6 protein-coding genes and 1 pseudogene are annotated in these 12,063 nt (G+C 63.0%); 6 read left to right on the top strand and 1 reads right to left on the bottom strand.

All coding sequences use genetic code 11. The annotated features are described in order from the left end of the window. Positions 1 to 687 precede the first annotated feature (687 nt). From ACVDG8_RS36730 to ACVDG8_RS36705, 6 genes and pseudogenes are all read left to right on the top strand, one after another. Positions 688 to 5,217 carry a beta strand repeat-containing protein gene (locus ACVDG8_RS36730; RefSeq protein ID WP_455707466.1) on the top strand — a complete coding sequence of 1,510 codons (4,530 nt, stop codon included), beginning with the start codon at positions 688 to 690 and terminating at the stop codon, positions 5,215 to 5,217. Then, the gene (locus ACVDG8_RS36725; protein ID WP_447252848.1) at positions 5,163 to 5,651 is read left to right on the top strand and encodes a hypothetical protein; all 489 of its coding nucleotides are present in this window, start codon (positions 5,163 to 5,165) and stop codon (positions 5,649 to 5,651) included. Before ACVDG8_RS36730 ends, ACVDG8_RS36725 begins: the two co-directional genes overlap by 55 nt. Positions 5,652 to 5,929: 278 nt before the next feature. After that, the gene (locus tag ACVDG8_RS36720) at positions 5,930 to 8,092 is read left to right on the top strand and encodes a type I secretion system permease/ATPase (protein WP_455707878.1); all 2,163 of its coding nucleotides are present in this window, start codon (positions 5,930 to 5,932) and stop codon (positions 8,090 to 8,092) included. Beyond that, on the top strand, positions 8,089 to 9,636 hold the full coding sequence (locus tag ACVDG8_RS36715) for an HlyD family type I secretion periplasmic adaptor subunit (protein WP_447252846.1): 1,548 nt from the start codon (positions 8,089 to 8,091) through the stop codon (positions 9,634 to 9,636). The genes ACVDG8_RS36720 and ACVDG8_RS36715 overlap by 4 nt, the downstream gene beginning before the upstream one ends. A 298-nt stretch (positions 9,637 to 9,934) precedes the next feature. Further along, a pseudogene (locus tag ACVDG8_RS36710) lies at positions 9,935 to 10,304 on the top strand (proline racemase family protein); the annotation flags it as partial. Positions 10,305 to 10,360: 56 nt separating this feature from the next. Then, complete coding sequence (locus ACVDG8_RS36705) at positions 10,361 to 10,768, top strand: hypothetical protein (protein WP_455707465.1); 408 nt, start codon at positions 10,361 to 10,363, stop codon at positions 10,766 to 10,768. Between the two features lie 138 nt (positions 10,769 to 10,906). Here ACVDG8_RS36705 and ACVDG8_RS36700 read toward each other — a convergent pair whose 3' ends face one another. Continuing rightward, positions 10,907 to 12,040 (bottom strand): substrate-binding protein, encoded by a 1,134-nt coding sequence (locus ACVDG8_RS36700; RefSeq protein ID WP_447252844.1) that lies wholly within the window; start codon positions 12,038 to 12,040, stop codon positions 10,907 to 10,909. Positions 12,041 to 12,063 lie beyond the last annotated feature (23 nt).

The following is a 12,063-nucleotide window of genomic DNA, read 5'->3' as shown; positions in this document are numbered from 1 at the left end:
AATAGGACTGTCGGCGGCTCCGTCGTGGGAACGAAAAAAGAAGAGAAGCAGAACTTTCGTGTGCGATTTTTGCACACGGCCTCCAGCAACTATCTGATATTGCTCATCTATCTGCCCCATCCATCATAGGTGCAATGGCGAGCGTCGTTTGCATAAGCCTATTCAGTCTTTCTGACGGTCCAGCAGTCAAATACACGACCACGATCTAGCGTATTCTCTTTTATTTTCAATTGGTTCCAGTGAGATGGCCAAAGGTCCCCTGTTAAGGGGGACCATTTCCACGACACAAATCCTCCAAAAAATCAATGGTCCGATTTAACTTTCCACAATTAAGAGTAAACTTTCCGTTGCTCATGTTCTGAGCGGGAGGCGTACAGGCAGTCATGCCTGTTGGGAAGAGGGGCGGGGTTTGGGTATGCCCTCATCATTGACACTTGGCGTCCGCCGGTGGTGGGTAGCCGATGCGCGTAGGACGCATCCCCCTAGAATTGCCTGAGGGGGCAAGGAGCGGAGGATCAGCGGCGGCTCCTCCTAACACCCACTACCCCCTAAACCAAATCGCTACTCCAGTTTCCTTTAACGATGGCGCGTAGCGCTGGCGCTGCCAGCGGATGCGTGCCCATGCGGCCGGTTGCCGGCGTTGGGGCCGATCTTGCGCCTGCCGCATTGAAACCAGGGAGCATTTCCATGGCACTCGATATCACCGGCAACGTCATTGAGGACGAAAACCTCGGACTGACAAATCTTGCGACGGACAACGACGACCCCGCCAATCCCGACGACAACGTCACGCTGACCACCTTTAACAACACTATTTCATCCTCGTTGGCGGACGAACTGACGGCGCTCGGCATCTATCCCGACACGTCGACGGGCAGCGGCACGACCCAGGCGATCGGTATCTCCGGGGACACGATCGTCAGCACGACCGACCAGAATTTGAAGCTCACCAACAGCACCGGCGGGGCGCTGAACGGCGTCGACACCGGCTTCAAGGCCATCGACGGCAACGAGATCTTCCTCTACTCCGACCCGAGCAATCCAGACATCGTGCTCGGCCGTGAGACGAACAGCACCGGCACGGTCGCCTTCGCGCTTCTGTTGCAGCCGACGAGCGGCGGCGCGACGATCTGGGTCGTGCAGTACGAGGCCCTCACCAACACGAATCCCTCAGCGGGCGAGGACGCCAACACCCTCAATCTCTCCAACCGCGTCTACGTCAGCGGATCGTCAAGTTCCATCTCATCGTTCAACATCGGCACCAAGAACCCCGGGCAGAACTACTGGCTGCCGTTTACCAGCAGCAGCGGGACGTCGGCCGTCATCGTGACCGGGCTCGACGCCAGCACCTCCAATCCCAACACCGTCAACACCAGTTCGGGCGGTGACGGCAGCGACAGTCAGTCGATCACTCCCGGCGGAGCCTTGCGCTTTGATTTCGTCAGCAGCTTTACCGGCGGCAACACCAAGGACAAGACGTTCCTCACCGACAGTTCCCTCAACATCGCCACCTATATCGAAGGAACAGGCGCGAGCTTCGACATCAGTCAGGTAACCCCTACCAACAGTCTCATCAACCTCAAGATCATCGCCCAGAACGAATCCGCTGGCACGTTCAACAGCACAGAGACGAGCACTTCCACGAACACGGTCGCGATCGGCGAAATCCAGGTCTTCAACGGGACGACCCTGATCGCGGATTCGGCGCGGACCACCGGCAACAACGGCGTCACCTTCGGCGGCACCACGAGCGCCCCCAACGGCATAGTCAACGGAGTCACCGCGGGCGAGAAGATTCAATTCACCTCCCTGAATGGCGCTCAGTTCGACCAGTTCGTGGTCGAGAACGTCATGCCACCCGGCAACACGCCCGGCTTCGACATTCTCAATGTCACCGAAACGCAGACCCTGACGACCAACGACCACACGGAAGTCGGCTCCCACATCATCTTCGAGGACAGCGTGCCGACGGCGAGCGCCAATACGCAGACGGCGACGGTCGACGAAGATGCGCTCGCCGGCGAAGCCACAGGCGAGACGGGTTTTGGCGGTTCGGCCACCGGCAACGTATCGAACCTGTTCAATGCGGGCGCGGACACCCCGCTGACATACGCGCTTTCCGGCTCCACCTCCGGCTTGCCGGTCTTGACCTCCGGTGGGGTGGCGGTGACCTATTCGGTGGGGACCGCCGGCGGCATCGACACGCTGACCGCCAAGGCTGGAACGACGACCGTGTTCACGTTGGCGCTGACCGAGGCGACGGGGGCCTACACCTTCACGCTTTCGGCGCCGATCGATCAGGAAACACCGCAAAACGGCTCGCCCGAAGGCACCTTCTCCTTCGACGTCAGTGGTCTGATCCACGCGACGGACAACGACGGCAGCACCGCCACTGCAGCCGCGAACGCGCTGAAGCTCACCATCATCGACGACCAGCCGACGGCGAGCGCCAATACGCAGACGGCGACGGTCGACGAAGATGCGCTCGCCGGCGAAGCCACAGGCGAGACGGGTTTTGGCGGTTCGGCCACCGGCAACGTATCGAACCTGTTCAATGCGGGCGCGGACACCCCGCTGACATACGCGCTTTCCGGCTCCACCTCCGGCTTGCCGGTCTTGACCTCCGGTGGGGTGGCGGTGACCTATTCGGTGGGGACCGCCGGCGGCATCGACACGCTGACCGCCAAGGCTGGAACGACGACCGTGTTCACGTTGGCGCTGACCGAGGCGACGGGGGCCTACACCTTCACGCTTTCGGCGCCGATCGATCAGGAAACACCGCAAAACGGCTCGCCCGAAGGCACCTTCTCCTTCGACGTCAGTGGTCTGATCCACGCGACGGACAACGACGGCAGCACCGCCACTGCAGCCGCGAACGCGCTGAAGCTCACCATCACCGACGACCAGCCGACGGCGAGCGCCAATACGCAGACGGCGACGGTCGACGAAGATGCGCTCGCCGGCGAAGCCACAGGCGAGACGGGTTTTGGCGGTTCGGCCACCGGCAACGTATCGAACCTGTTCAATGCGGGCGCGGACACCCCGCTGACATACGCGCTTTCCGGCTCCACCTCCGGCTTGCCGGTCTTGACCTCCGGTGGGGTGGCGGTGACCTATTCGGTGGGGACCGCCGGCGGCATCGACACGCTGACCGCCAAGGCTGGAACGACGACCGTGTTCACGTTGGCGCTGACCGAGGCGACGGGGGCCTACACCTTCACGCTTTCGGCGCCGATCGATCAGGAAACACCGCAAAACGGCTCGCCCGAAGGCACCTTCTCCTTCGACGTCAGTGGTCTGATCCACGCGACGGACAACGACGGCAGCACCGCCACTGCAGCCGCGAACGCGCTGAAGCTCACCATCATCGACGACCAGCCGACGGCGAGCGCCAATACGCAGACGGCGACGGTCGACGAAGATGCGCTCGCCGGCGAAGCCACAGGCGAGACGGGTTTTGGCGGTTCGGCCACCGGCAACGTATCGAACCTGTTCAATGCGGGCGCGGACACCCCGCTGACATACGCGCTTTCCGGCTCCACCTCCGGCTTGCCGGTCTTGACCTCCGGTGGGGTGGCGGTGACCTATTCGGTGGGGACCGCCGGCGGCATCGACACGCTGACCGCCAAGGCTGGAACGACGACCGTGTTCACGTTGGCGCTGACCGAGGCGACGGGGGCCTACACCTTCACGCTTTCGGCGCCGATCGATCAGGAAACACCGCAAAACGGCTCGCCCGAAGGCACCTTCTCCTTCGACGTCAGTGGTCTGATCCACGCGACGGACAAGGACGGCAGCACCGCCACTGTAGCCGGGAACGCGCTGAAGCTCACCATCATCGACGACCAGCCGACGTTCATCGCCAACTCGTCGTCGTCGGGAAATGTCGACGAAGACGCGCTGTCGGCAAACAAACTTCCCGATGCCACCGGTACTAGCACCGGATCGACAGGCTCGGTCAGTTCGTTGTTCGCGGCGGGGGCGGACGTGCCGCTATCGTTCGCGTTGTCGACCGACACATCCAAGCTGCCGGCGCTGAAATCGGGCGGGACATCCATAACCTACTTGGTGCAGAGCAGTGGCGACGTCGACACGCTGACCGCGAGCGCGGGAGCAACGACCGTGTTCACGCTGGCGCTGACCGAGGCAACGGGCGACTGGACCTTCACGCTTTCGGCCCCCGTTGATCAGGCGCCGGGAGCAAACGACTCAAGCCAGACCAAGCTCGACTTCAGTTCGCTGATCCTGGCGACCGATGCCGACGCCAGCACCGCGACAGCCCCGGCCAACGCCTGGGCGGTCACGGTCATCGACGACGTGCCGTTTAACTTCAATCCGGAGGCGGTCGTCAGCGCGGATAACGTAAAAGACGCCGCCGGCTCGACTTTCACCGGGAAGCTGGTCAACACGAACGCGGCCGACGGGACCGTCGATCCAAATTCGTCGCTCACCATCAAGGAACACGCCGGCGGCGACGGCTTCGGTGCCCTGACGTTTACCGGCACGAACGATTCAAAGCTGACAGGCACGCTCGACAGCGGCTCGCCCGCGAATCTGCAAGCGGGCGGGAAAGATATCTACCTGTGGGGATTCGGCACAGGCACGCTGACCGCGACAACCGACTCGACCGGCCAAGGCCTCGGCGGCGTGTCAGGCTCCCCAATTACGGCGGATGAGGTATTCACAATCACCCTCAACCCCGACACCGGCACCTACACGTACAACATGCTCCAGGCGATCAGCAACGGCTCGAACTTCACCTTCAGCGACTTCGCGGACGTGCCTGCCGGCAACTACGCGTGGTTCTCGCTGCCGTTCAACCCGACCACAAAACAGCCGGTCAACCCCGGGAAGTCGGTCGTATTCACCGGACTCAACCCCGGCGTCGACACCGTCAATCCGAGCTCGATCGGCGTCGGCACGGACAAGCAGGCGGTCGCGCCGGGCAAGGCCATCCGCCTCGACTTCGTCGACAACGTCCACTCGATCACCTCCGCGACGGCCCTGAAGTCGCTGAGCACGCTCGGCTATCTCGATCACTACGAGGTCAACAACGCGGGCTTCGCACTGAGCCAGGTCAGTCCGACTGGAAAGACGGTCGACATCCGCCTCGACGCCTACGAAGTCCCGGGGGGACGTCGCTCACCCCCGGGGCGGGGACATTGCCCACCGATGCGAGCGCCACGCATGAGGCAATCACCGAGGTCAAGATCGTGACCGAGGATGCCAACGGCAACATCACCGGCACTCTCGCCGATTTCAATAAGGGCGAACTCCCTGCCGCGGACACGCAAGCCTTCACCACTGGAGGCGTCACGCAGACCGTGACGGCGCACTTCACGCCAACGGGCGACAGCAACGGCGTAGATCTGACAGGCCTGAAGCTGGCACCGGGAGAGTTTATCCTCGTTAGTACCGCTACCGGCTTCGATCGGCTGGAGGCGACCAACATCGGCACTGTTTACGGCAACAAGGACTCGTTCGACATGGGCGCGGTGTCGGTATCGACCTTCAACGCCGGCCAGTCGGTGAACATGGCCTTCAATCTTGCTCTACAGGACTACGACGCGTTCAACAGTGGATTGAACACCAATCTGGCGGAGGCCGGGACAGGCACACTCAACGTCAACCTAACGGCACCCACGGTATAATGGGTCGGGCTTCGACCGAGCCGGGAGACCGGCTCGGCCTTGGGGGTGGAAGTGGACCAAGAGAAGAGCGCCGTGGCCGATATGGCGGCAAAGGCAGACGCAGGGCGCGCACCGACAAAGCCGACCAAGGTCGGGCGCGCACGCAAACGTGACGGTTTACCTCCTCCGAGCCGGAAGTGCGGCTCGGATGTCGGGGCGGCAGTGGTTCGAGCGAAGAACGACATGACCGACGCGACATCAGAGACCAAGCCGCCCGAGGCAGCGCGCGCCCGACCGAGCTGTCCAGGGTCGAATCCGCGCCGTTCACGCCGATCGACTCCGGCCTGGCCGGGCTGGCGGTGATCGCGGGATACTACCGCGTCGCCGCCGACCCGGCGCAGATGCGCCATCAGCTCGCGCTGACGGGGCGCTTCGCCGCGGTTGAGGATATCGTCCGCGGCGCCAACATCCTGGAGCTGCGCTCGCGTATCCTGCGCCATGTCACCGCCAGGCGCCTCGCCGCCGTTCCCTATCCCGCCCTGATCGGCCTCAAGGACGGCACCTTCGGCGTGCTGGCCGCCTCGCCCGCGAAGGGGTTCGCCCGCCTGCTTGATCCGATTGGCCGCATTGCACGGGAACTGCCGATCGAGGACATCCTGGCGCTGTCCTCGGGCGAGGTCGTGCTGGTCACGCGCCGTCTGGGCGGGGCAGGCACAAACCCCAGAACTTTCGGATTCCGCTGGTTCCTGCCCTCGATCCTGCGCTACCGGCGCCCCCTCGCCCAGGTCGCGCTGGCCTCGCTCTTCGTGCAACTGTTCGCGCTCATCACGCCGGTGTTCTTCCAGCTCATCGTCGACAAGGTGCTGGTGCACAAGGGAGTGTCCACGCTCACCGTGCTGATTGTCGGTCTGGTGACGCTGGGACTGTTCGAGACGGTCCTGCAATTCCTGCGCACATATACGCTGAGCCACACCACCAACCGAATGGACGTCGAGCTCGGCCGGCGCCTGTTCCATCACCTCTTCCGCCTGCCCCTCGCCTATTTCGAGACGCGCGCGACCGGCCAGACGGTGGCGCGCGTGCGCGAGCTTGAGACGGTCCGCAACTTCCTGACCGGACAGGGGCTGACCTCGCTGCTCGATCTCGTCTTCACGCTGGTCTTCTTCGTCGTGATGTTCATCTATTCGTCCACGCTGACGCTGGTCGTGCTCGGCACGATCCCGGTCTATCTCCTGATTGCGGTGCTGATCCGCCCGATTCTTCGCGAGCAGATCAACGAGAAGTTCAACCGCGGCGCGCGCTCGCAGCAGTTTCTCGTCGAGTCGATCGTCGGAGCGCCAACCCTGAAGGCGGCAAGCGTCGAGCCGATGATGCAGGCGCAATGGGAGGAGCGGCTCGCGTCCTACGTCCGCACGTCGTTTGACGCCGGCGTCACCGGCGCGCTCGGCCAGAACCTGATCCAGTATGTCAGCAAGGTGACGACGGCGCTTATCCTGCTCTTCGGCGCAGAGGCCGTCATCAACGGCGCGATGACGGTTGGCGAGCTGATCGCCTTCAACATGATCGCTTCCCAGGTCGTGGCGCCAATCCTTCGCCTCTCTCAGTTGTGGCAGGACTTCCAGCAGGTGCAGGTTTCGGTGGCGCGGCTCGGCGACATCCTGAACACGCCGCCGGAGCCCATGCCCCAGAACCTGTTGACGCTGCCGCCACCGCAGGGCGCGATCGAGTTGCACGGCGTGTCGCTGCGCTATCGGCCCGACGCGAACGAAGCCCTGCGCAACGTCACGCTGTCGATCGGCGCGGGCGAAGTCATCGGCTTCGTCGGTGCGTCGGGCTCGGGCAAGTCGACGCTGGTCAAGGTGGTGCAGCGGCTCTATTCGCCGCAGGCCGGGCAGGTAATGCTCGACGGCATCGATATCGCCCAGCTCGACCCGGGATGGCTTCGCCGCCAGATCGGGGTCGTGTTGCAGGAGAACATCCTGTTCAACCGATCGATCCACGAGAATATCGCGCTCGGCGATCCCGCCGTGGCTCGGGCGTGGGTGATCCAAGCGGCCAGGCTCGCCGGCGCCGACGAGTTCATCGCGCAGATGCCGCAGGGCTACGACACGATCATCGAGGAGCGCGGCGCCAATCTCTCGGGCGGACAACGCCAGCGCATCGCCATCGCCCGCGCACTTGCCACCAATCCTCGCATCCTCATCTTCGACGAAGCGACCTCGGCGCTCGATTACGAGAGCGAGCGTATCGTCCAGGAGAACATGCGCGCGATCGTGCGCGGTCGCACGGTGCTGATCATCGCCCATCGCTTGGCAGCGGTGCGCCCATGCACGCGCATCGTGGGAATGGAAAGGGGCGAGATTGTCGAGATCGGAAGCCACGAGGAACTGCTAGCGCGCAAAGGCGGCCTCTACGCCCGGCTCTGGGCGCTGCAGTCGGATCAGGCGAGGGCCGGGGCATGAATGAAAGAACCTTGCCGCCGCTCCCTCCGGCGTCGCCGCACCCGGTCAACCTACCCGCCCCGGCCATCTCCGGCCGCGATCGCGAATTCCTGCCCGCGGCGATCGAAATCCTGGAAACGCCTGCGCCGCCGCTGCCCGTCATCACGATGCTGACGATATGCGCCTTCTTCGCGGCTGCGCTCGCCTGGTCGTTCTACGGACGGCTCGACGTGCACGCGGTTGCGCCCGGCAAAATCGACACGGCCGGCCACGCCAAGGTGATACAGCCGCTCGACCCCGGCAAGATCGCCGCAATTCACGTCGAGAACGGGCAACGCGTAAAGGCGGGAGACCTGCTGCTGGAGCTGGATCCCGCGGAGTCGGCCGCGGAAGAGAACGCACAGAACGATGAGCTAAATGCGGATCTGGCCGAAATGGCGCGACGGCGCTTTGCCATCGCGACGGCGCGCTCTGTACTTGATGGTCCTGCGAAATCAGACGCGACGGACGTGGGCGATGTCATTGCCGAACAGTTGGCGCAAGCCGGCGCTGACCCCGAGCCGCAAATTGCCTGGGGCGCCGAGCTGCCTGAGGCGGTCCGCTTGCGCGAGGCTTCGGTGCTGACAGCCGACCTCAGCCAGCTCACCGGTGCCTTGCAGAGTCTCGACAAGCAGATCTTGCAGAAGCAGGCGACACGTCAGCGCCTCGATATGAGCATAGCGTTCCAGAACAAGCTGATCGAAACGCTGACCCAGCTCGTCGGCACCCGCCAGGCGGCGCTCGATCGGCAGGTCGGCAGCAAGGTCAATCTCTACGACTCCACGCAGCAGCTGGAAAAATCGCAATCGTCGCTCGCCTCCGACGAAGGTGAGCTGATTGAGACCGATGCCGCCCTGAAGGAGCTTGGGAGCGAGAAGATCATGACGCTCTCGCGATTCGTGGCCGACAACGAGAACAAGCTCGCGGACGCCGAGCGCAAGGCGGACGAGGCCAAGCAGGCGGTCGCCAAGGCCGACGCTCGCCTCGCTCGCACCAAGCTCTATTCACCGGCCGACGGTATTGCGCAGCAGATCGCCGTGACCACGGTCGGCCAAGTCGTGACCACCGGGCAGCAGCTCCTGGTCGTAGCGCCGACGGATGGGGCGCTGCAGGTTGAGGCGCTCGTCGCCAACCTCGACATCGGCTTTGTCAAGCCCGGCCAGAGCGCGGCGATCAAGGTCGATGCTTTCCCCTTCACGCGTTTTGGCGTGTTGCATGGCAAAGTCGCCCGCATCGCCTCCGAAGCGGTCGAGGAGCAGGAGGCCAAGCGTGGCCTCGCCAACGCAGCTGCCTCCGCCAACGCTACCAACGCCGCGCCCACAAGTCAGACAGGACAGCCCCAGAGCTTCGTCTTCCCGGTCACCATCGCGATCGAGGAACAGGCAATGAACATAAACGGGGAGATGATCCCCCTGACTTCGGGCATGACGGTGACCGTGGAAATCAAAACCGACAGCCGCCGCGTTATCGATTACCTGCTCTCGCCACTCGCGAAGGTGGCCTCGGAGGCATTCAGGGAAAGATGACGCAATGGCACGAGCCGTCTGTTCGAGGCTGTATTCACGATTGAACAGGTTGCGGCACAAGGACTGGAAAATGCTGAAACGGTATACGCACCTTAAGCCCGAGGCGCTCCACGCAGTGCTGGCGAACCGTGCTGCCTAACGTGATACCATCGGGCTAGAGTCTCCATTCCGATGGCGACTCGCTGCGAGAGCGACAGTGAGCGCGCCGCCGTCGTGTCCGTTGAAACCTAGGACAAAATCCGTGCTGTTCTCGTGGCAGAGGCTGTGGAATTCACGAACGGCATCATCCGGGCGTCCGATTGCGGCGACTACGTTTGGCGAACGCGAAGAGGACGGCGCGGTGCGCACCTTCACGACGCTGAACCCCGGCCGCGTCGACCGCTCGCCATGCGGAGCGGTCAGTTCAGGCAATATGGCGGCGCTGCATGCCAGAGGCGTGCTTCGGGTCGGTGAGGCGTGCCGGTCGCGATCCATCATCGGCGGCGAGTTTCTCTCGCTGAAGTCATCGGCCTGACTAGCATTGACGGACGGATGCTGTGCTTCCCAGGATCACGGGCCAGGCACGGGTCTACGGCCGCTAGGAACTGCGCCCGGATGACGACGACCCATTCGCCTCGGGATTTGCGCTTTCCGACACCTGGGGAACGCAGGTCGGTTTGCTGGATTAGTGGGTTTTGGTTCTTTGAGCGCGCGAACTTGAAATCCTGCCAACGTCGCTTTGCCAATGGTGCTGCTGATCGTCAGCAAGAGGATCCTTTCGTATACAGCAATATTAGTAGTCGCTAACTTTAACGCGCTAGCCTACAAACAGGAAGGCGCAAAAGCCACAATGGAGGAAGAGATGCCTTATGGGATCGTTCACCACTTTGCAGGTGGAACAAAGTCACAATACGATGCGTCGGTCGCCGCTGTGCATCCGGCGGGCGGCGGTCTGCCGAAGGGCCAGACCTTTCATGCCGCCGGGCCGTCGGCGGGAGGTTGGACAATCGTTGCCGTCCACGACTCCAAGGAGAGCTGGGAGAAGTTTCGCGACGGGGTCTTGAAGCCCACGATGAGCAAGGGCATCAAAGGCGGCTTCACCTCGCCGCCCCAAGAGACGGCGTTCGAAGTCCAGAGCCTACACAAGAGCTAGGACAAGACCGGCGGCGCGGTCGCGCCTCGCTCCGTTCGGCCGTTTCGTGCGTCTGACTTGAACAGGCCCGGTTGGGTGGCAAGGGCAACCCTCTATTTGCCCTTGCCACTTGGAAGAGCAGCGATCGACGCCGCCGAGTCAGCCTGCTTTGCTGAGTTGAAGTTCGTCGGCAAGCACGCCTTCGTTGGGATCGATCGGCCCCAGATTCTTCACGACCCGGAAACGACCGCTCTGTGCCTGTGCGATATACATGTTCATGCGAACATGGTGCTGGCCAGGGACCATTTCGGCCGGGCCACCCGGTCCCTCGCTGATCCGGGCGTGATCGAGCGCCCGGATGACCGCATCGCGCTCGACCGTGCCGGCTTCATTGACAGCCGCTTCCCACATCTTGATCGCCCGGTAGTGGCCGGTGCATCCGCTGCCTGCAGTCAACATCGCGCTCCCAGGGAATCGGTCCTGGTAGCGACGCAAGAGCCCGCGGCCAAACGGGTCGTCGAGCTCCTGATAGTAGTCGAGGCAGCTGTAGAGGCCCTCGATCTGCTCGAACGGCACCAGATTGAAGAAGTTCTCGTCGAAGTAGGTGCAGATGATCTTGCCGCCGCGCTTGCCGAAACCGGCCTTGTGCAATTCGTCGAGGAACGGCGTCAGGCCGGGCGGAACGAGGGTGTTGAATACCGCCTCGGCGCCGCTCGCCATGATCTGCTGCACCGTTTGCCCAAAATTGGTGGTATCGAGCGGGAGATATTCCTCTCCGACGATCTCGCCGCCATTCGCTCGCACAACCTGGCTCGCCGCCTTGTTCAGCAGATGGGGCCAGATGTAGTCGGCCGATGGCAGGTAGAACTTCTTCGCCCCGGTGTTCTTCATGAACCATGGGATCAGAGGTTCGACCTGTTGCGCGGGCACCGGACCGGTGCAGAAGATGAGCGGATCGCTTTCCTGTCCCTCATACTGCTCGGTGTAGATGTAGAGCGTCCTGCCGCGCGCGACCGCTTCGCTCTTGATGGCCTGGCGGGTCGAGCTGTAGATGCCGCCGACGACCAGATCGACTTTGTCGGCGTCTATCAGTTTCGCAGTCCTTGCCTTGGCGACGCTGTCGTTGGTCTCGCCATCCTCGATGACAAGCTCCAGCGGCCGGCCGAGCAAACCGCCTTTTGCATTGATGTCGTCGACGAGCATGGTGGTGAGGTTTGCGTTGGCGATGCCCATGAACGACAACGGGCCGGTCAATTCGGCGACAAGGCCGATCTTGATGGGTTTCGGATGCATTTGATTTCTCCAAATCTCTGGGT

This window comes from Mesorhizobium sp. ORM8.1 (assembly GCF_053005525.2).
This window is presented reverse-complemented; position numbering and strand designations above follow the sequence as displayed.

Coding starts and splice junctions, on each gene's coding strand:
- ACVDG8_RS36705 (WP_455707465.1), top strand. CDS start 10,361: ATGGTGCTGCTGATCGTCAGCAAGAGGATCCTTTCGTATACAGCAATA.
- ACVDG8_RS36715 (WP_447252846.1), top strand. CDS start 8,089: ATGAATGAAAGAACCTTGCCGCCGCTCCCTCCGGCGTCGCCGCACCCG.
- ACVDG8_RS36700 (WP_447252844.1), bottom strand. CDS start 12,040: ATGCATCCGAAACCCATCAAGATCGGCCTTGTCGCCGAATTGACCGGC.
- ACVDG8_RS36730 (WP_455707466.1), top strand. CDS start 688: ATGGCACTCGATATCACCGGCAACGTCATTGAGGACGAAAACCTCGGA.